At 67.8% G+C, this 19,700-nt stretch carries 20 protein-coding genes; 16 read left to right on the top strand and 4 right to left on the bottom strand.

Features of this window, described 5'->3' with window-relative positions; genetic code table 11:
• Positions 1–126: 126 nt before the first annotated feature.
• Positions 127–1,341, bottom strand: coding sequence for an AraC family transcriptional regulator (locus tag M2282_RS29425; RefSeq protein ID WP_280812315.1), 1,215 nt, complete (start codon positions 1,339–1,341; stop codon positions 127–129).
• Between M2282_RS29425 and M2282_RS29420 the strand changes: the two genes are divergently transcribed.
• Together M2282_RS29420 and M2282_RS29415 are read left to right on the top strand one after the other, a co-directional pair.
• Entirely contained in the window at positions 1,340–2,317 is a 978-nt protein-coding gene (locus tag M2282_RS29420; RefSeq protein ID WP_280812314.1) for a Bug family tripartite tricarboxylate transporter substrate binding protein, read from the top strand. The two genes, M2282_RS29425 and M2282_RS29420, sit on opposite strands and share 2 nt — an antisense overlap.
• 51 nt (positions 2,318–2,368) lie before the next feature.
• Positions 2,369–3,643 (top strand): NUDIX hydrolase, encoded by a 1,275-nt coding sequence (locus tag M2282_RS29415; RefSeq protein ID WP_280812313.1) that lies wholly within the window; start codon positions 2,369–2,371, stop codon positions 3,641–3,643.
• Here M2282_RS29415 and M2282_RS29410 read toward each other — a convergent pair.
• Positions 3,579–4,982: a PLP-dependent aminotransferase family protein gene (locus tag M2282_RS29410; protein WP_280812312.1), complete on the bottom strand. Its 1,404-nt coding sequence runs from the start codon at positions 4,980–4,982 to the stop codon at positions 3,579–3,581. The two genes, M2282_RS29415 and M2282_RS29410, sit on opposite strands and share 65 nt — an antisense overlap.
• A gap of 345 nt (positions 4,983–5,327) precedes the next feature.
• Here M2282_RS29410 and M2282_RS29405 point away from each other — a divergent pair, with 345 nt between their 5' ends.
• Genes M2282_RS29405 through M2282_RS29375 form a run of 7 tightly spaced genes read left to right on the top strand, consistent with a single transcriptional unit; the run spans position 5,328 to position 11,107 of the window.
• Positions 5,328–5,810, top strand: a complete 483-nt coding sequence (locus M2282_RS29405) for an MSMEG_0572/Sll0783 family nitrogen starvation response protein (RefSeq protein ID WP_280812311.1) — start codon at positions 5,328–5,330, stop codon at positions 5,808–5,810.
• 15 nt (positions 5,811–5,825) lie between these two features.
• The gene (locus M2282_RS29400) at positions 5,826–6,878 is read left to right on the top strand and encodes a Nit6803 family nitrilase (protein ID WP_280812310.1); all 1,053 of its coding nucleotides are present in this window, start codon (positions 5,826–5,828) and stop codon (positions 6,876–6,878) included.
• The gene (locus M2282_RS29395) at positions 6,841–7,923 is read left to right on the top strand and encodes an MSMEG_0568 family radical SAM protein (protein WP_280812328.1); all 1,083 of its coding nucleotides are present in this window, start codon (positions 6,841–6,843) and stop codon (positions 7,921–7,923) included. The genes M2282_RS29400 and M2282_RS29395 overlap by 38 nt, the downstream gene beginning before the upstream one ends.
• 2 nt (positions 7,924–7,925) lie before the next feature.
• The gene (locus tag M2282_RS29390; RefSeq protein ID WP_280812309.1) at positions 7,926–8,486 is read left to right on the top strand and encodes an MSMEG_0567/Sll0786 family nitrogen starvation N-acetyltransferase; all 561 of its coding nucleotides are present in this window, start codon (positions 7,926–7,928) and stop codon (positions 8,484–8,486) included.
• Positions 8,483–9,493 carry a sll0787 family AIR synthase-like protein gene (locus tag M2282_RS29385; protein ID WP_280812308.1) on the top strand — a complete coding sequence of 337 codons (1,011 nt, stop codon included), beginning with the start codon at positions 8,483–8,485 and terminating at the stop codon, positions 9,491–9,493. The genes M2282_RS29390 and M2282_RS29385 overlap by 4 nt, the downstream gene beginning before the upstream one ends.
• Positions 9,484–9,768 carry an MSMEG_0570 family nitrogen starvation response protein gene (locus tag M2282_RS29380; protein ID WP_280812307.1) on the top strand — a complete coding sequence of 95 codons (285 nt, stop codon included), beginning with the start codon at positions 9,484–9,486 and terminating at the stop codon, positions 9,766–9,768. The genes M2282_RS29385 and M2282_RS29380 overlap by 10 nt, the downstream gene beginning before the upstream one ends.
• 16 nt (positions 9,769–9,784) lie before the next feature.
• Positions 9,785–11,107, top strand: coding sequence for an MSMEG_0569 family flavin-dependent oxidoreductase (locus M2282_RS29375; protein WP_280812306.1), 1,323 nt, complete (start codon positions 9,785–9,787; stop codon positions 11,105–11,107).
• 168 nt (positions 11,108–11,275) lie between these two features.
• Here the strand turns inward: M2282_RS29375 and M2282_RS29370 are convergent, their stop codons facing one another.
• The gene (locus tag M2282_RS29370; RefSeq protein ID WP_280812305.1) at positions 11,276–11,965 is read right to left on the bottom strand and encodes a response regulator transcription factor; all 690 of its coding nucleotides are present in this window, start codon (positions 11,963–11,965) and stop codon (positions 11,276–11,278) included.
• Between the two features lie 243 nt (positions 11,966–12,208).
• Here M2282_RS29370 and M2282_RS29365 point away from each other — a divergent pair, with 243 nt between their 5' ends.
• Positions 12,209–13,534, top strand: coding sequence for a DotU family type IV/VI secretion system protein (locus M2282_RS29365; RefSeq protein ID WP_280812304.1), 1,326 nt, complete (start codon positions 12,209–12,211; stop codon positions 13,532–13,534).
• Positions 13,531–14,664 carry a type VI secretion system protein gene (locus tag M2282_RS29360; protein WP_280812303.1) on the top strand — a complete coding sequence of 378 codons (1,134 nt, stop codon included), beginning with the start codon at positions 13,531–13,533 and terminating at the stop codon, positions 14,662–14,664. Before M2282_RS29365 ends, M2282_RS29360 begins: the two co-directional genes overlap by 4 nt.
• 20 nt (positions 14,665–14,684) lie before the next feature.
• Here the strand turns inward: M2282_RS29360 and tssJ are convergent, their stop codons facing one another.
• Positions 14,685–15,197 carry a type VI secretion system lipoprotein TssJ gene (gene tssJ / locus M2282_RS29355; protein WP_280812302.1) on the bottom strand — a complete coding sequence of 171 codons (513 nt, stop codon included), beginning with the start codon at positions 15,195–15,197 and terminating at the stop codon, positions 14,685–14,687.
• Positions 15,198–15,268: 71 nt separating this feature from the next.
• Here tssJ and tssA point away from each other — a divergent pair, with 71 nt between their 5' ends.
• The 5 genes from tssA (at position 15,269) to M2282_RS29330 (ending at position 19,674) form a co-directional block, all read left to right on the top strand.
• The gene (gene tssA / locus M2282_RS29350) at positions 15,269–16,300 is read left to right on the top strand and encodes a type VI secretion system protein TssA (protein WP_280812301.1); all 1,032 of its coding nucleotides are present in this window, start codon (positions 15,269–15,271) and stop codon (positions 16,298–16,300) included.
• Between the two features lie 65 nt (positions 16,301–16,365).
• A complete protein-coding gene (tssB, locus tag M2282_RS29345; RefSeq protein ID WP_280812300.1) occupies positions 16,366–16,881 on the top strand; it encodes a type VI secretion system contractile sheath small subunit in 516 nt (171 codons plus the stop codon).
• 53 nt (positions 16,882–16,934) lie between these two features.
• Positions 16,935–18,428, top strand: coding sequence for a type VI secretion system contractile sheath large subunit (gene tssC / locus M2282_RS29340; protein ID WP_280812299.1), 1,494 nt, complete (start codon positions 16,935–16,937; stop codon positions 18,426–18,428).
• Between the two features lie 137 nt (positions 18,429–18,565).
• On the top strand, positions 18,566–19,048 hold the full coding sequence (locus tag M2282_RS29335; RefSeq protein WP_280812298.1) for an Hcp family type VI secretion system effector: 483 nt from the start codon (positions 18,566–18,568) through the stop codon (positions 19,046–19,048).
• Positions 19,049–19,113: 65 nt separating this feature from the next.
• A complete protein-coding gene (locus M2282_RS29330) occupies positions 19,114–19,674 on the top strand; it encodes a hypothetical protein (protein WP_280812297.1) in 561 nt (186 codons plus the stop codon).
• Positions 19,675–19,700: the final 26 nt, after the last annotated feature.

Genomic DNA, 19,700 nt, shown 5'->3' with positions numbered 1-19,700 from the left:
GCTGTGAGGGGAAACGGCTGCAAATCCAGACGCCCACTCTAGGGACGCTGGAATTGCGCGTCGATGCCCAACGGCACCAGATGGAGTGGGGTGACCCGCCACCCCGTGCCACTTCCAGAACGACAGCTAGGACTTTGCCGGGCCCGCCATCCGGTAAGCGCCGGGGCTCACGCCCGTCCATTTCTTGAAGGCGCGGTGAAATGCGCTTGCTTCCTGGAAACCGGTGCGCGCAGCCACCTCGGCCACGGTCATCGGCGCCGTCGAGAGCAGGTCGATGGCAATGTCGCGACGCAGGTCGTCCTTCAGCCGCTGATAGTTCAGGCCCTCCTGCTGCAGCCGCCTCTGGAGCGTGGTGCCCGACATGTGCAGATCCTGCGCGAGCCGGTGCAGATCGGGCCACTGGTCGGGCAACTGATTGCGCAGCCGCCGGCGCACGATGGCGTGGGTGCTCGATTCGTTGCGGTACTGCACCAGCAGATTGCCGGGCGCTTCGCGCAAGAAGCCATCGACCGTGTCGGCGGTTTCAACGATCTCCAGATCCAGGAACGCACTGTCGAAAGCGATGTGCGTCGATGCCCCCGCGAAGACGACGTTCTGGCAGAACCTCGTGCGGTAGTGGCTGTCGTCGACGGGCGCCGGACACCGGAACTGCATCTCGCGCAGCGGAATCCGGCGGTGAACCAGCCAGCATGCCAGGCCGTGGACCAGGATGAACCATGTGCCGTAGCCGAACAGCCGACGCATCACACCGCCGTCGTGCAACACGATGCGCGCTTCGCCGTCCGTGCGTATCAGCTCGCCGCGAAAGTCGTCCAGCGTGATTCGCAGGAACCGCAGGATCCGGCGCAGTGCGTGCTCTAGGTTGTGTGCGCTGACGGCAGCGCGCGTCATGAGCGCGTAGCTGCCGCGCCTGAGCCCATGGTGGTCGAGGCCGAAGAATTCGTCATCCATGAGGTCGGCCAGAGCAACCCACATCCGCGAGTACGCCGCCGCCGGGATCCTTGCGCGGCCGGACTGCAACAGCCCGGAATCCAGGTTCGCCGTCTCGAGCACGCGGCTGATGTCCATGTTCCTCAGCAATGCTGCATGCAGCGCCTCATGGACCAATTCGATGGAAACGGTGCCTTTGACGCCTGCAAGTTTTGTGGACGTTGCCACTGGATGCTGCTCCCGGGTGCTGTGTCTGGAGTTCGATGGATGACCGATTCGATCGATGGTACGCATCCGGCCGATTTTCATGCGCGCGCCACGCACTGGAAAAGTGTTTCCCGCGTCGAAGCTTGGCGCCATGTCGAATAGGCGCTGCAATCGATCGCGTCGATTCACAACGGAGACAAGCATGCACCGCACCCCTGTCACTCGCCTGCGATCAGCCACGATGGCCGCCTTGCTCGGCCTGGTCGCCATCGCTTCCGCGCACGCGCAGGACCGATACCCCACCAAGGCCATCCGGCTCGTGGTGCCGTTCCCCGCCGGCACCGCGCCCGATGTGATGGCGCGCTACTGGGGCGACCGGGTGAGCAAGCAGCTGCAGCAGCCGGTGATCGTGGAAAACCGGGCCGGCGCGTCCACCATCGTCGGTACGCAGGCGGTCGTCGCTTCGCCCGCGGACGGCTACACGTTGCTCTACACCGCCAGCGGCACGGTCACGATCAATCCCTTCGCGTACAGGAAGCTGCCCTACCAGCCCAAGGACCTGGTGCCAGTCACGCGGATGCTGTCCATCCCGCTCGTGGTTTCGGTCCCCACAGAGTCGCCCTACAAGACGCTGGCCGACCTCATCAAGGCGGCCAAGTCCAGGCCCGGCCAGGTGAGCTATGCGTCTTACGGCATGGGCACCGTGCCGCACATGTCGATGGCCTATCTCGCCAACAGCGCGGGGCTCACGCTGAACCACATTCCCTACCGCGACGGTGGCCTGACCGACCTGATCGGCGGCCGGGTCGATGTTGCGTTCTCGCCCATCGCGGACGTGCTGCCCTACATCAAGGCAGGCAAGGTCCGGCCCCTGGCCGTCTCCAGTGCCCGCAGGCTCGACTCGCTGGCGCAGGTGCCTACCGTGGCGGAGAGTTTTCCCGGCTTCGAAGGCGATTCATGGCACGGCGTCTTTGCGCTGAAGGGAACGCCGCAATCCGTCGTCGACCAGCTCGCCGCGGTGTCGCGCCGCATCGCGGAGTCGGGCGAGTACAGGCAGTATCTGGGCGAGTTCGGCTTGGTTCCGGTGGGCGGCTCGCCGGCAGATTTCTCGCAAGTCATCGACGCCGAGTCCAGGCGCTGGGCCAAGGTGGTCAAGGACAACAACATCTCGCTGGAATAGAGCGCGGCGGTCTCGCGCGCGGCGGCGTCCGCACATTCACAATAGCGCCGCATGACCGCCACGACATCCGCCCCTGCTCCCGTTCCCGCTCCGCGCCCCATCCGCACCGCCGCCACGCTGGTCGTGCTGCGCGACGGCAGCGAAGGCCTCGAAGCCCTGATGCTGCGCCGGGCCGAGAAGGCCAATGACCAGAACAGCGGTGCGAGCGTCTTCCCCGGCGGCGTGGTGGATGCCCACGACCGCCACCTGCATCCGCTGTGCACGGGCCTGGACGATGCCGCGGCGAGCGAGCGCCTCGCGGTGTCCGAAGGCGGGCTCGACTTCTACGCGGCCGCGATCCGCGAATGCTTCGAGGAGGCGGGCCTTCTCTTCGCGAACGATGCACAGGACCTTCCGGTGCAGCTGCTCGGCCTGCCCTCCGGCGAACTCGCCGCCATGCGCGATGCGGCCGAGCAAGGCACCGATGCGCTGCTCGCCATGTGCGAACGGCGCGATTGGCGCCTTGCCGGCGACCGCGTCGTCTACTTCGGCCACTGGCTCACGCCGCCCGGCATGCCGCGGCGCTTCGACACGCGCTTCTTCGTCGCGCTGATGCCGGCCGGGCAAGAGGTGCGCCCCGACGGCCGCGAGACCGTCGAGCACATGTGGCTGCGTCCGGCGGATGCGCTGGACCCGGCGCGCGGGCTCAAGCTGATGAACGTGACGCGGCGCGTGCTGCAGCAGCTCGACGTTTTCCAGCGTGCCGACGAATTCCTCGCCCATGCGCGCCAGCTGCGCGAGATCCCGCTGAACATGCCGAGGCTCGCGGACGGCCCCGAGGGCCGGCGCGCGGTGAACATCGAGGAGCCCGCGTACGACGAGATCGGCCGCCTCGACCCGGAGGGACGCGGCGATGCGCACTATGCGCTCGAAGCGGGCCTCGTCACGCGGCTGTCCGACAGGGTGATTCGCGTGGTGGACAACGCCGGCGACAACAGCTACCTCGTCGGCGGATCGGAAGGCTGGGCATCGATCGGCCCCGCGCCCCTGGACGATGCCCTTCGCGCCATCGCGCCCGGCCCTGTTCGCTGGACCGTCACGGCCCAACCCGACTGGCCTGGCGGCACGCTGGACCTCGGCGGCGCCACGCTTCAGATGTTGAAGATCGGTGACGGCGCGCCAAGCTTCCTGCTGGTCGAAGAGCGCATGCTTTTCACGGGTGCCAACGTAACGGCGACTGGCACGAACGACGCCATCGAATGGATCGCCCCCTCACAAGGCTTCATCCACCGCCCGCGCGCAAGGTCGCATGTGGATGCAGCGGATGCGCCAGCGTATCGGCGATGAGCCGCAGCGCCTGATCGCACTGCTCCCGCGACATCGGCCCGCCGAGGCAGATGCGCACCGCATCCGGCGGATCGCCGTCGGTGGAGAACGCCGCGCTCGCCACCACACCCACGTTCTGCGTGCGCAGGTACGACGCGAACTCCACCGGGCTCCACCCCGGCGTGAGCGGCAACCATGCATGGAAACCCTCGGGATGCGCCTGCAACCCGCTGTCGCCCAGGTGGCGCGTCGCGAGCAGCTGCCGCGCCACCGATTCGGCGCGCACCGCCTGCAGCATCGCCTCGGTGGTGCCGTCTTCCACCCACAGCGTCGTGAGCGCATTGGTGATCGGCGAGGCCATGACGGTGGTGGCGCGCATCGCGCCCGCGAGGCGCTGCGACTGCACCACGGTCGGTGAGCACACGTAGGCGCTGCGCAGCCCCGCGCCGAAGCATTTGGAGAACCCGCTCACGTAGTAGGTGAGCGCGGGCGCCAGCGTGGCGATGGTGGCCGGCGTCTGGCGCGGCAGCATGCCGTAGGCATCGTCCTCGATGATCGGAATGGCGTAGCGCAGCGCCACGTCGGCGAGCGCCTCGCGCCGTGCGCGCGACACGGTGCCGGCGGTCGGGTTCAGCAGCGTCGGGTTGCAGTACAGCGCCTTGGGCTTGAGCGTCTTGCAGGCGTGCTCGAAAGCATCGGCGATGGGGCCGTCGTCGTCGAGCTGCAGCGCGTGCAGCTGCACGCCCAGCTGCGCCGCGATGGCCTTGACGCCCGGGTAGGTGAGCGACTCCACGCAGATCAATTCGCCCGGCCGCGCGAGCTGCGAGAACAGCGCCGTGAGCACACCGTGAATGCCGGGGCACACGAGGATGCGGTCCACGCTGGCATGCGGCACGAAGGGGCGCAGCCACTGCATCGCCACCTCGCGGTCATGCGCGGTGCCGCCGAAATCCTGATAGCGCAGCAGGTCATGAAAATCGATCTCGGCGAAGGCGCGGCTGGCGCTCTCGTGCAGCCGCGCCATCAGGTGCGCGTCGTCGGGCTCGGGCGGCATGTTCATCGTCATCTCGGCGCCGCTGCCACCGCGCAGCCGCAGGCTCGGGCTCCCGGAGCGGATGAAGGTGCCGGTGCCCGCGCGCGAGTCGATCAGGCCGCGCTTGCGCGCCTCGGCATAGCCGCGCGCCACCGTCGTGTAGTTGAGTTCCAGGTCGGCCGCGAGCTCGCGCAGCGTGGGCAGCCGGTCGCGCACGCCCAGGCGGCCGGTCTTGATGTCGTCGGCGATCAGTTCGGCCAGCAGCAGGTAGGCGGGCCGGTCGCTGTTTCGAAGTTGCCTGCGCCAGTGGGCGGTGATGGTGGTCATCGTGCGGAGTTGATTGCATCCATTGATTGCATCGGGCCACCGATCAACACGCATGAATCACGCCCGCTCCAGAGGGGTCTGATGCTTCGATCAGGTGCGATCAACCCCCTTGATCGGGTGCATTGATCGCATGGCGCGTGCGTCGTCGCGGTGCAGAAACCAACCGCCGGACCGCCCGCGCGCCCGGCTTTTCGGCCCTCGGAAAAATTTTTACCCGCACGCGGCCCGCATCGCTGCGCATTGATCGCGCGTTGATCGCACGCACCCGGCCGAACGCTGGCACATCGCCTGCGAAGGAGAAGGCACGCAAGACCTGCGTGTCCAACCACCCAACCGGAGTCCCCCATGCCCAAAGTCACCCGCCCCCGCAACGAGAAAGGCGAGTTCCTCGTCGACTACGAAGAGAAGGTGTTCGAAGACGTCAAGGCCGATCCCGGCGAGAAGGCGCTCGTCACCTTCCACACCGTGGCCTTCGAAGGCTCCATCGGCTTCGTGAACCTGCTGCAGGCCACGCGCCTGCGCCGCAAGGGCTACGAGACCTCGGTGCTGCTCTATGGCCCCGGCGTGACGCTGGGCGTGCAGCGCGGCTTTCCCACGCTGGGCGACGAAGCTTTTCCGGGCCACCAGAACTTCAACAAGCAGATCACCAAGTTCATGGAAGAAGGCGGCAAGGCCTACGCCTGCCGCTTCGCGCTGCAGGCGCTGTACGGCCACGGCGAAGGCGCGTTGATCGAGGGCATCAAGCCGATCAATCCGCTGGACGTGCTGGATCTCGTGCTGCTGCACAAGAAGGCCGGCGCGGTGATCCTCGATACCTGGACGCTGTAAGGCAGGACACCGGCGATGGCTTCCACACCCCGCATCGTGCGTGCCGCGGCGATCCAGATCGCGCCCGACTTCGAGCGCCCCGACGGCACGCTCGACCGGGTGTGCAGCGCCATCGACGAGGCCGCTTCCAAAGGCGCGCAGATCGCGGTATTCCCCGAGACCTTCGTGCCCTACTACCCGTACTTCAGCTTCGTGCTGCCGCCGGTGCTGCAAGGCGCGCCGCATCTGCAGCTGGTGGAGCGCGCGGTCGTCGTGCCCGGCCCGGTCACGCAGGCGGTGGCCGAGCGGGCCCGCGCGCGCAACATGGTGGTGGTGCTCGGCGTGAACGAGCGCGACCACGGCAGCCTCTACAACACGCAGTTGGTGTTCGATGCCGACGGCACGCTCGCGCTCAAGCGCCGCAAGATCACGCCCACGTACCACGAGCGCATGGTCTGGGGCATGGGCGATGGCGCAGGCCTGAAGGTGGTCGACACGGCAGTCGGCCGCGTCGGTGCCCTCGCCTGCTGGGAGCACTACAACCCGCTCGCGCGTTACGCGCTGATGGCGCAGCACGAAGAAATCCACTGCGCGCAGTTCCCCGGCTCGCTGGTCGGCCCGATCTTCGCGGAGCAGATGGAAGTGACCATCCGCCACCACGCGCTGGAGTCGGGCTGCTTCGTGGTCAACGCCACCGGCTGGCTCACCGACGAGCAGATCCGTTCGGTCACGCCGGACGCCAACCTGCAGAAGGCGCTGCGCGGCGGCTGCCACACCGCCATCGTCTCGCCCGAGGGCAAGCACCTCGCGCCGCCGCTCACCGAGGGCGAAGGCATGGTGATCGCCGACATGGACATGGCGCTGATCGCCAAGCGCAAGCGAATGATGGATTCGGTCGGCCACTACGCGCGGCCCGAGCTGCTGTCGCTCGCCATCAACGACCGGCCGGCGCAGACGACCGTGCCGATGCACCTCACGCAACCCCATTCCATCGACCCACGGAGCCCCGAACATGACCACCACGACGACGCAGCAAGACAGCCGGCAACTGATGACCGAGCTCCAGTCCTTCGGGTTGCGGCTGGTTGATCCTTCGGCCGGCGTGGCCAGCCGCCGCGGCGGCGCGGGCCCCTCGGACCACAAGGCGGTGACGGTGGACGGCCACACGATCATGGTGCCGGTCCACACCTCCACCGCGTGGCATTCGCCATTCACCGCAGAAGCACCCGATGCGCATGGCATGAGCCGCGTGATGCGCGGCAGCATTCCCATCGCGAGCATCAGCTTTCCGAAGCAGCCGCGCTTCTACGCGATGCAGACCTTCGACGGCGTGCCCTACTCGCACATCGCCACGCTGCACGGCAGCGACGTGCTCGCCACCACGGTGCTGCAGACCTGCATCCGCTACGAGAGCCGCAGGAAGAGCTGCAAGTTCTGCGCGATCGGCCAGTCGCTCGCGGCCGGCCGCACCATCGCGCGCAAGACGCCCGAGCAGTTGGCCGAAGTCGCGCGCGCGGCCGTGCTGCTCGACGGCGTGAAGCACATGGTGATGACCACCGGCACGCCGAATACCACCGACCGGGGCGCGGCCATCCTCTGCGAGAGCGCCTTCGCGATCAAGGCCGCGGTCGACATCCCGATCCAGGGCCAGTGCGAGCCGCCCGACGACGACCAGTGGTTCCACCGCATGAAGGCCGCCGGCATCGACACGCTGGGCATGCACCTCGAGGTGGTGACGCCCGAGGTGCGCGAACGCCTCATGCCGGGCAAGGCCAGCGTGCCGGTCTCGCGCTACATGAGCGCCTTCGAAGCGGCGGTGGGCGTGTTCGGGCGCGGGCAGGTCAGTACCTACATCCTGGCCGGGCTGGGCGACACACGCGAAGCGATCCTCGACATCTGCGACCAGTTGCTCGCGCGCGGCGTATACCCCTTCGTCGTGCCCTTCGTGCCGATCAGCGGCACGCCGCTCGAAGACCATCCCGCGCCCTCGCCCGAGTTCATGAAGTCGCTGCTCGCGCCGCTCGCCGAACGCGTGGTGGCAGCGGGCCTGCGCTCGGCCGACATCAAGGCCGGCTGCGGCAAGTGCGGCGCGTGCTCGTCGCTCTCCATCTACGAAAAAGAAAGCGAAAGCTGACCATGCTGTGCATCGACGACCTGAGCGAACTCGACCCGCACTACGCACCCGTCGAATACCTGGTGCGCGAGGCCGCGCAGCAGTGGGAGCGCGACGAGGCGATGGCGCTGCGCCGCGCGGTGTTCTGCATCGAGCAGGGCATCTTCGCGCGCGACGACCGCGATGCGACGGACGACCGGTCGCAGTTGCTGGTCGCGATGTCGTGCAACGGCGGCATGCCCGAACAAGTCGTCGGCACAGTGCGCATCCATCGCGGTGAAGCAGAGCGCGAATGGTGGGGCTCGCGCCTCGCCGTGCACCCGGCCTTTCGCAGCCAGGGGCATCTTGGCGTGACGCTGATCCGGCTGGCCGTCTCGCGCGCCAATGCGCTGGGCTGTGCGGCCTTCTTCGCACAGGTGCAGATGCAGAACGTGCCGCTGTTCCGCAAGCTGGGCTGGCAGCTGCTCGAAGAAACCGCCGTGCATGGCCGGCCGCATGCGCGCATGCAGGCCGACCTCGGTTGGTATCCGCCTTGTCACGATCCGGTGAGCGGCTTCGTCACACGCGCCAAGGTGATCGCATGACGAACAGCGTGCACGAGATCGCCGAAGCCCTGCGCGCCACGCGCGGCTTCGCCCACAAGCGCGACATCAGCGATGTGGTCTCCGCCCTCGGAAGGTCGCTGCCCGGCGGCCATGCCGCGCTCGCGCAGGCCGTGCCCATCGGCGACGACTGCGCCGCCATTCCCGACGGCCACGGCGGCTACCTGCTGTTCGCCATCGAGGGTCTGGTCGAAGACTTCATCGTGCGCATGCCCTGGTTTGCAGGCTACTGCGGCGTGATGGTCAACGTGAGCGACATCTACGCCATGGGCGGGCGGCCGACGGCCGTGGTCGATGCGCTCTGGAGCACCGGCATGAACCCGGCGGACGACGTGCTGCGCGGGCTCGCGGAAGCGGCCGTGCGCTATGGCGTGCCCATCGTCGGCGGGCACAGCAACAACCGCAGCGAGCGGCCGCAGCTCGCGGTCGCGATCCTCGGCCATGCACGCAAGCTGCTCACCAGTTTCGATGCCAAGCCCGGCGACCTGCTGCTGATGGCGGCCGACCTGCGCGGCGCCTACGAGGAGCCCTTTCCGTACTGGAACGCATCGACCACCGCACCGGCCGCGCGGCTGCGCGCCGACCTCGAAGTGCTGCCCGCGCTGGCCGAAGACGGCCTGTGCTGCGCGGCCAAGGACATCAGCATGGCCGGCGCGGTGGGCACGGCCATGATGCTGCTGGAGTGCTCGGGCGTGGGCGCACGCATCGACCTGGACGCACTGCCCAGGCCCGAGGGTGTGCCGCTGCTGCGCTGGCTCTCGTCCTTTCCGAGCTACGGTTTCGTGCTGAGCGTTCCGCCTTCGCAGGTCGCGCCGGTTCTGGGCCGCTTCGCCGCGCGCGACATCGCCTGTGCGGTCGTCGGCGAGGTCGATGCGACGCGGCAGGTGCGCTTGCAAGCGGGCGGCGAGGAGACCCTGCTGTGGGACTTCGGCAGCGACGCGTTCATCCAACCGCCGACGAACGCGCAGGAGGCGCTCGCATGCCCGTGATGCACTTCCACGTGCGCTGGCCCGATGCCAGCGAAACGCGCTGCTATTCGCCCTCGTCCGTGGTGCAGGACTTCTTCGCGCCCGGAGAACGCTATGCGCTCGAAGACTTCCTGCAACGCACCCGCGACGCATTGGGCGCCGCCTCCGAGCGCGTGCGCGCCAGGTACGGCTTCGCGTGTTCGCAAGCGAGGGACCAACTCGACGAGATCGAGCACATCGCCACCCGCTTCGCCGGCACTGCGGATGCCCAAGTCACCGTCGTCGCCTTCGACTGAAATAAAGAAAGAACCCATGTCCTATCCCTACGGCGGACGCAGCCACTACAGCGTCGTCATCGTCGGCGGCGGCCAGGCCGGCCTCTCGCTGAGCCACTGCCTGCAACAGCGCGGCATCGACCACCTCGTGATCGAGAAGCGCAGCCTCGTGCACACCTGGCGCACGCAGCGCTGGGATTCGTTCTGCCTGGTCACGCCCAACTGGCAGTGCCAACTGCCGGGCTGGAGCTACATCGGCAGCGATCCGCACGGGTTCATGGTCAAGGACCAGATCAACGACTGGCTGGCCGGCTTCGTCGCGCATGTGAAGGCGCCGGCCATCGAAGGCGTCACCGTCGAGCGGGTGTCGCGCGTGCCCGGCGTGCTTGGTGGGGGCGAGCGCGACCGCTTCATGGTGCAGACCGACACCGGCCTCTACACCGCCGACCAGGTGGTGGTCGCCTCCGGCGGTTATCACCGCCCCGTCGTGCCGCGCCTGGCCGAGAAGCTGCCGGCCACCGTCGCGCAGTACCACTCCGCGCAGTACCGCAACCCTGCGCAGCTGCCCGAGGGCGCGGTGCTGGTCGTGGGCTGCGGCCAGTCGGGCGCGCAGATCGCCGAAGACCTGCACCTGGCCGGCCGCAAGGTCCACCTGGCCACCGGCAACGCGCCGCGCTGCGCGCGCTTCTACCGCGGCCGCGAAGTGGTGGACTGGCTGGCCGACATGAAGTACTACGACATGCCCGTCACCGAGCACCCGCTGCGCGAAGGCGTGCGCGACAACACCAACCACTACGTGACCGGCCGCGACGGCGGGCGCGACATCGACCTGCGCCGCTTCGCCAACGAAGGCATGGAGCTCTATGGCCTCTTGAGCGGCTTCGACGGCGGCAGCTTCGAACTGCAGCCCAACCTGCGCGAGCACCTGGACAGCGCCGACGACACCTACAACCGCATCAACGCATCGATCGACAAGTTCATCGCCGCGCAGGGCATCGAGGCGCCGCCACCCTCGGTCTACAGCCCCGTGTGGGAGCCGACAGAAGAACGCACCCGCCTCGACCTCGCGGCTGCGGGCATCACCAGCGTGATCTGGTGCATCGGCTTCTCGCCCGACTTCGCCTGGGTCGATGCGCCCGTCTTCAACGGCCGCGGCGCGCCGGTGCATCAGCGCGGCGTGACGAACGAGCCGGGCCTGTATTTCCTCGGCCTGCCGTGGCTGCACACCTGGGGATCGGGGCGCTTCTCAGGCGTGGCGCGCGACGCGGAGTTCCTTGCCGAAGCGATCGAAAAGAGAAAGACGGGGCTGCGCGGCGGAGCCGTGGAAGAGTCACCGGCACCCGCACTGCGGGCAGCCTAGACGCATTGCTCAGAGCAGTTGTTGATCGGCGATACACCCGCAGCGTGCCCCAGTGCGCAGGGCATCGGGTGCTCCCCGCAGCGAAATCAAGGAGGAGGCCGCAGGCCGGGGGACATTCGCGGAGGGGAGTACCCGGTGTCCTGCGCACCCGCCCCGAAGGCCGCGGGTTCAGGCCTGCTGCGCCTCAGTCAAAGCCTGCGCAGCCACCACGGCCTCGGTCCGGTTGCGCACATTCAGCGCCCTGAAGATCGCGGCCAGATGGATCTTCACCGTCCCTTCGCTGATGCCCAGGCTGCGCCCGATCAGCTTGTTGGGCTTGCCTTGCGAGAGCAGCTGCAGCACCTCGACCTGCCGCTCGGTCAGCACGCTGCGCAGGTGCTCCAGCGTCTGGCCGGCGCCACCGCCGCCCCGCGTCAGCGCTTCGCCGCCGCCCTGCGGAGCCACACCGGCCACGATGCCCGGCGGCAATGCCGTGAGCATCATCGGCGGCACGTACACGCCGCCCGCCAGCACCAGCCGCACGGCCGAGATCATGACTTCCGGTGAGTAAGCTTTTGGAATGAATCCCAGAACGCCGCGCTCCAGGGCGCTGCGCATGATGGCCGGGTCTTCGTAGCCCGACAGCACGATCACCGGAACGGCCGGATGCCGGCGCCGGATTTCGTCGATGTGCGCCTGGCCATCGGCGCCGGGCATGTTGAGATCGATCAGGGCCAGGTCGAGGTCGTCGTTCGCGCCTGCAAGCAACTCGTCGACGCTCATCGCCAGCACGAATTCGATGCCGGGCTCAAGCTCCGACAACTTGGCCTTGACCGCCTCGATGACGAGCCGGTGGTCGTCGGCGATCAGGATTTTCATGGCTTGGGTTCCGTTGTTCCAGCTGCGTGGAAGTCAGCGATTGTCGAAGATAACGGCGATTGCCCCGCACAGCAAGGCCGCCCGGCCCCACCAACGGCATAGACCCCAAGCGGTATGGCTGCCCCCCGACCCCTTTGGAAGAATGAACTTCCACTCGAAGGAACCGGGGACATGGGCATGTGCCATCGATGCAGACGCCGGTGCAGCGCATCCTTCGCAATGCACGCTTGAGCGGGCACGTCCATGGCCCGGCTGCTCGACTGCTTCTCGACCTTCATCTCGTTCGGCCTCGCGCTGGACGCCTCCATCGCGGCCGCACGCCCGGCCCTTTCGCATGACGCCGCACAGCAGCAGGCCCGCCGGCTGCTCGACGCGGCGCGCGCCCGGGCCGAAGCATCGGGCACCCCCGGGCCGCAGGTCGAATCGGCCGTCTTCGCGATGGTGGCGTGGATCGACGAGATCCTCGCGCGCCACCCCGGCGCGGACGCCGGCGCCGCGCCGCTGCAGGTGCAGCTCTTCAACTCCAACAACGCGCACAGCGAGTTCTTCCATCACCTCTCGGCGCTGACCGCGCAGGACGACGAGGTGCGCGAGGTCTACTGGCATGCGCTCGCGCACGGCTTCAAGGGCCAGTACTACTTCGAGGACGGCGACCGCGGCGAACTCGGCAAGCTCAAGGACCTGCACGGCCGCCAGCTGCGCCTGCGGCCGCTGCCGCTCGGAAGCCTGGTGCAGGACCACATCACGCCCCAGCCCTACGCCGTGCCCGATCCGCGCGGCCCCACCGACACCCGTCGGCGCGACCGGGCACTGCTGCGCGCGAGCGCGGCGCTGGCCTTGCTGCTGCCCCTGCTCTACCTGCTGTGGCTCATGGCCTCGGGGCCGGCGACGACACGGACCGCGTTGACGCAGCGCATCGACGAGCACCTGCAGGGCTACGCCTGTGCCGATCTGTCGACGTCGGTGGGCAAGGACGGCCACACGCAGGTGACCGGCTTCGTCTCGCTGCCCGAGGACCAGCCGCGCGTGGCGCGCGAAGTGAGCGCCATGCCGGGCGTGACCTCGCCGCGCTTCGACGTCGGCCTGCGCGTGTGGCCGCACTGCGAGGTGTTCGCCATCCTCAAGCCCTACCAGATACGCAACCAGGAGAAGAACTACGGGCTGGACGTGGACGCCCCCACGGCTCGCGACCGCCAGCTGCGCGAAGGCGACAACGTGCGCGTGCAGGTGGTGGCGCCGCGGCACGACAGCTACATCTGGGTCGACTACTACACCGTCGACGGCTCGGTCATGCACCTCAATGCCGGGCAGGCGCCCACGCAACTGCATGCCGGCGCAACGCTCGAGCTGGGCCGCGACATCCCGTCGAGCTGGCTGGTGAGCCCGCCTTTCGGCAGCGTGCTGATCACGGTGCTTTCATCGCCGATGCCGTTCACCGAAGCCTCGGACCGCCCGCCGTTCGAATTGGCCTCGGCCTACCTGCTGCGGCTGCGCGAAGCGCTCGCGGCCAGCAAGAACGGCGAGCGGCTGATCGCCGACTTCGTGTTCCTCGAAACGGTCGCGCGATGACTGCGCTGATATCGCCCGTCCACCTGTTCTGGGCACTGCTGGCGTTGTGCCTGCTGGGCTTCGGAATGCTCTACGCCATGGTGCACGACGCGGGCCGCGGCGCGCGGCGGCGCGCATTGCTGCGGCGCATCGAAACGCTCGATGCGCCGGTGGACAACGCGGCCGTCGATGCGCTGCGCGAATCGATGGCGCTGGCGCGCCAGGCGTTGCGGCAGGCGCCGCGGCCCGCACGGGCGTCGCACGGACCGGTGGCCCCGGCACCGTGGTTCCTGTTCCTCGGCGATGCGGCCGCCGACCTGCCGGGACTGCTCGCCACCGCACAGGGCGAGCGCCTCGCGCTGCCCGACAGCCAGGCCGACGACCCAAACTGCTGGCGCTGGTGGCTGACCGGTGCGCTGGCGGCCATCGAGGTGCAGCCCGCCGCGGTCGGCGAGACCGCCGCCGCGCCCCGCACGCGCGGCCTGTGGCTGCAGGCGCTCCTGGCGCTGGCCGAGCGGCGCGACCGGCTGCCGCTCAATGGCGTGGTCGTGTGTTTCTCCGCAAGCGAGCTGCTGCAGGCGGATGCCGAGGACCTGCGGCCTCTTGCCGCGCGCATGCGCCGACTGCTCGACGAGGCGGGCGACACGCTGCGCCTGCAACTGCCCACCTACCTCGTCGTCACCGGCCTGGAGCACCTGACGGGTTACGCCACGCTGCGCGGTGCGCTGCCGCCCGAGGTGCTGGCGCAGGCGCTGGGCCATCGCCTGCCGGACCCTTTCGCCGCGTCCAACGCATCGGCAGGCGATCGGCTCGATGCCCTGTTCGATCCCATCGCGGCGCAACTGCATGCCCTGCGCATGGCTCTGCTTCGCGAGCAGCACGGAGCCGCGGCCCGGCTTTCGATCCATGGGTTCGTGGAAGCGGTGCAGGGGCTGCAGCCCGCATTGCGCGAGGTGGCGGAGGTCTTGTTCGAGGCCCACGGCCGGGGCGGGCGGGCGCCGCGCTGGCGCGGCCTTTATTTCACGGCCGCTGCGTCGGATGCAAGCGGCGGGGCCTTCGTGACCGATCTGTTCGAGCGCTTCCTGCCGGCCGACCAGCCGCTGGTCCGGCCCGGACGCCCGTCGTCCCACACGGCGGCAGGTGCGCCATGAAGAACGACGAGGCCTCGTCCCTACCTGGCTTCCACGCGGATCTGGCGCGCGCCGAAGTTGACCGTGAGCGCCTGCGGCTTGCCCGTGGTCACCGGCACCACCTCGCGCCAGCGCGCGCGGTCGAGATCGCGGAACGCCGCCATCACGGCGATGGACTTGGCATCGGCGGGCAGCGTGAGGTCGAGCTTCTTTGTTTCGCCGGGGCGCAGCAGCATTTCTTCGCGCTGCACGAGTTCGGCGCCGAGCGTGGCCTGGTCTTTCTCGAACAGCGAGAAGAAGTCGGCGCCCTCGAAGGGCCCGGGCGACTTGAGCGCATACACGCGCACCGTGAGCGGCGATGCGCGGCCGCGCGCGTCGGGGTTGGCATCGGCGCCGGCCACGAGCGTGATGCTCACCGGCGTGACCACCGGTTTGCTCGCGCAGCCTGCGAGGGTAAGCCCTGCAACAGCGAGCCCGAGGGCCGCCACGCGGCGCCGCGTTACCGCAGCGTTGAAGCCTTCATAGGACGAATGGTGTGTACCCAGCGTGCGCATGCTATTCCCTTCGTTGCATTGACCGGTCCTGACGCATCTTTGATTATCACCAGCGAACTCGAACAGGCAACATGCTGACTCACGAACTTGTAGAAGCACTGCTCACGCCCATTGGCGAGGCATCGCCATGCGGGGACGATCTGGAGTACGACGCGGACTTCACCGCGCTCACCACGTCCGCACAGGGCAAACCCGAACAACAGTTCGGCGACACCGTCATCCCGGCGGTGGAGCCGGAGTGGCGCCAGGTGGCCGAGCAGTCCGATGCGCTCCTGCGCCGCAGCAAGGACGTGCGTCCCGCGGTGCTGCTGCTGCGCGCCTCGACGCGCCTGCAGGGCCTCACCGGCTTCGTCGCCGGGCTCCAGTTGCTCACCGGCCTGCTCGACAGGTTCTGGGACGGCATACATCCAAAGCTCGATGCCGACGACGACAACGATCCGACCATGCGGCTGAACGCGCTCGCACCGCTGGGCGACGAGGCCATGGTGCTGCGCGACCTCTATGACGCCCAGGTGGGCGTCGCGCCCGGCGTGGGCGCGATCCGTGTGCGCGACATCGCGGTCGCCAACAACGCCCTCAATGCGGTGGGCGGCGAAGCCGTCTATTCGCCGGCACAGATCCAGGGTGGCCTTGAGGCGCTGCATGCCGAGCGGCCCGAGCTGATCCAGGCCGCCATCGGCGTGCCCGGCCTGGTCGAGAAGCTGCAAGCCTTGCTGGTCGAGCGCACCGGCCGCGCCGACGTTATCGACCTGGCGCCGCTGCGCACCATCGGCCGCATGCTGCAGAAGGCCTGCAGCGCCGCCATCGGTGCGCCCGAAGAAGCCGATGCCGCCGAAGGCGCAGAGGGCGATGCCGTGCAAGCCGGTGGCGCGCCGCGACCCGCCGCCGCGCGCGGCGAGATCCTGAACCGGCAGGACGCATTGCAGACGCTCGACCGCGTGATCCGATTCCTCGAACAGACCGAGCCCGGCAACCCCGCGCCGCTCCTGATCGACCGCGCCAAGAAGCTCATCGGCGTGAGCTTTCTCGAAATCATGGCCAACCTCGCGCCCGGCGCGCTGGACACGATCGAGACCGTGACCGGCAAGCGCTCGTCCGAATAGCGCCCCTACCTCCATTTTTTCCTGTTGATCGAACCGCCCCATTTACCCCCGCAAGGAGCATCGCCATGGCCAAGAGCAGTCAGAAATTCATCGCCCGCAACCGGGCGCCACGCGTGCAGATCGAATACGACGTCGAACTCTACGGCGCCGAGAAGAAGATCCAGCTGCCCTTCGTGATGGGCGTGCTGGCCGATCTGTCGGGCAAGCCCACCGATCCGCTCGCGCCCGTGGCCGACCGCAAGTTCCTGGAGATCGACGTCGACAACTTCGACTCGCGCATGAAGGCCATGAAGCCGCGCGCCGCGTTCGCGGTGGAGAACTCGCTCACCGGCGAGGGCGAGCTCAAGGTGGAACTCACCTTCGAGAACATGGAAGACTTCTCGCCCGCCGCCGTGGCCAGGAAGGTCGGCGCGCTCAACAAGCTGCTGGAAGCACGCACGCAGCTGTCCAACCTGGTGACCTACATGGACGGCAAGAACGGCGCCGAGGAACTGCTGGCCAAGGTGCTGGAAGACCCGGCCCTGCTGCAGTCGCTCGCCGCCACCGCCAAGCCGGAGGACGGCAGCAAGCCGGCCGCCTGAATCCCCCAAGACGCACCAACGCCTGACACACCGGTACACGAGGAGAAACCACCATGGCCGAAGCACTCGAGCAGAGCGCACTCAAGGACGTTGCCTATGCGGGCAGCGACTTTTCGTCGCTCCTTCAGAAAGAATTCAAGCCGCGCAGCGACGAAGCCAAGAGCGCCGTCGAAGCCGCGGTGCTCACGTTGGCGCAGCAGGCGCTGACCAACAGCACCGTCATCGGCAAGGACGTGACCAAGTCGATCCAGGCCATCATTGCCGCGATCGACGCCAAGCTGACCGACCAGGTCAACAAGATCATCCACCACCCCGACTACCAGAAGCTCGAGAGTGCGTGGCGCGGCCTGCACTACATGGTGAACAACACCGAGACCGACGAGCACCTGAAGATCCGGGTGATGGACATCTCCAAGGTGGACCTGGCCAAGAGCCTGAAGAAGTTCAAGGGCGCGGCCTGGGACCAGAGCCCGATGTTCAAGAAGATCTACGAACAGGAATACGGCCAGTTCGGCGGCGAGCCCTTCGGCGCGCTGGTGGGCGACTACCACTTCGACCAGAGCCCGCCCGACATCGAGCTGCTCGGCGAAATGTCCAAGATCGCAGCCTCGGCACATGCGCCCTTCATCACCGGCGCGAGCCCCAACCTGATGCAGATGGAATCGTGGCAGGAACTCGCCAATCCGCGCGACCTGACCAAGATCTTCCTCACGCCCGAGTACGCCGGCTGGCGGTCTCTGCGCGATTCGGACGACGCCAAGTACCTGGGCCTGTGCATGCCGCGCTTCCTGGCGCGCACGCCTTACGGCGCCAACACCAACCCGGTGGAAGAGTTCGACTTCGAGGAAGACACCGCCGGCGCCGACCACACCAAGTACGCCTGGGCCAATGCCGCGTATGCGATGGCAACCAACATCAACCGCTCGTACAAGCTCTACGGCTGGGGTTCGCGCATTCGCGGCATCGAGTCGGGCGGCGCGGTGGAGAACCTGCCGCTGCACACCTTCCCGAGCGACGACGGCGGCGTGGACCAGAAGTGCCCGACCGAAATCGCCATCAGCGACCGGCGCGAAGCCGAGCTCTCCAAGGCCGGCCTGCTCTCGCTGATCCACCGCAAGAACTCCGACTTCGCGGCCTTCATCGGCGCGCAGTCGCTGCACAAGCCCGCCGAGTACGACGACCCGGACGCGACGGCCAATGCCAACCTGGCGGCACGCCTGCCCTACCTCTTTGCCTGCAACCGCTTCGCGCACTACCTCAAGTGCATCGTGCGCGACAAGGTCGGCAGCTTCAAGGAGCGCGACGACATGCAGCGCTGGCTCAACAAATGGATCATGAACTACGTGGACGGCGATCCCGTCAACTCGTCGGAAGAGACCAAGGCGCGCAAGCCCCTGGCCGCGGCCGAGGTGGTGGTGGAAGAGGTCGAGGGCAACCCCGGCTACTACACCTCCAAGTTCTTCCTGCGCCCGCACTACCAGCTCGAAGGCCTCACGGTGTCGCTGCGGCTGGTGTCCAAGCTGCCCTCGGCCAAGGGTGGGAAGTAACGAAGGCATATGCCTTCGGTGGGCCTTTGAAAACACAGGCCCTTGCTCGTTCTCCTGATAGCTCCCGGGCACCAACGCTTAGGCACCGCACGGAAGCCCTTTTTCTCTGACTCACACACAACTGAAAGGTAAGCATCATGGCTGCAGACATGTTTTTGAAGCTCGAGGGCGTCGACGGCGAATCCAAGGACGACGGGCACAAGAAGGAAATCGACATCCTCGCCTGGAGCTGGGGCGCCAGCCAGTCCGGCACCGGCCACGTCGGCGGTGGCTCGGGCGCCGGCAAGGTAAGCGTGCAGGACATCTCGGTCACCAAGTACGTCGACTCCGCCTCGCACCTGCTGTTGCTCGACTGCTGCAACGGCCAGCACATCAAGAAGGGCACGCTGGTGGTCCGCAAGGCCGGCGCCACGCCGCTCGAGTACATCAAGCTCACGATGGAAGACATCCTGGTGAGCAGCATCCACACCGGCGGCAGCGGCGGCGAAGACCGCCTGACCGAGAACATCACGCTGAACTTCTCGAAGTTCAAGTACGAGTACACGCCCCAGAAGGCCGACGGTTCCGGCGACGGCACCAAGGAAACCGGCTGGGACATCGCGGCCAACAAGAAGGTCTGACGCGCTTCTCCGGCTGCCGACAGCGGCCGGAGGCCGCTTCACCCCTCTTCAGCCGGAGACACGCGATGGCAACACTCAATCCCAAGGTCGTCCAATGGGCCAGCGCCCAGGCCGGCAAGCACGTCGGCGCACGCGAATGCTGGGACCTGGCCAACAAGGCCCTGCTCCAGGCCGGCGCCGGCACCTCGTCGGACTTCGGTCCGATGGGTGACGACGACGACTACATCTGGGGCGACGAAGTCGCACTCAAGGATGCGCTGCCCGGCGACATCCTCCAGTACCGCGACTACGAGATGACGACGACCACCACGACCGACGTCACCTTCGCCGACGACTCGGGCTGGATCGACGATCCCTCCGTGACGGTCGGCCACCCGCACCACACCTCCGTCCTTTCCAAGAACCCGGGCACCGGCGTCATCACGGTGCTGGAGCAGAACTACAAGGGCAACAAGGAAGCGGTGCGCTCCAGCACGATCCGCTGGAAGGACAGCTCGACCTCGACCACCACCCGCAAGTCGATGAAGCGGCAGGACAACGGCAAGATGGAATCGGCCCTCGTGGTCGTGACGGTGGACGTGACGGTGACGGGCACGCTCAAGGCCTACCGGCCGAAAAAACCCTGACATCGCGACGCCGCGGGCCGGCCCAG

Source organism: Variovorax boronicumulans (assembly GCF_029892485.1).
GTDB lineage: Bacteria > Pseudomonadota > Gammaproteobacteria > Burkholderiales > Burkholderiaceae_C > Variovorax > Variovorax boronicumulans_B.
Note: the sequence above shows the minus strand (reverse complement) of the source record. Positions and strands in the feature narration are given on the sequence as shown.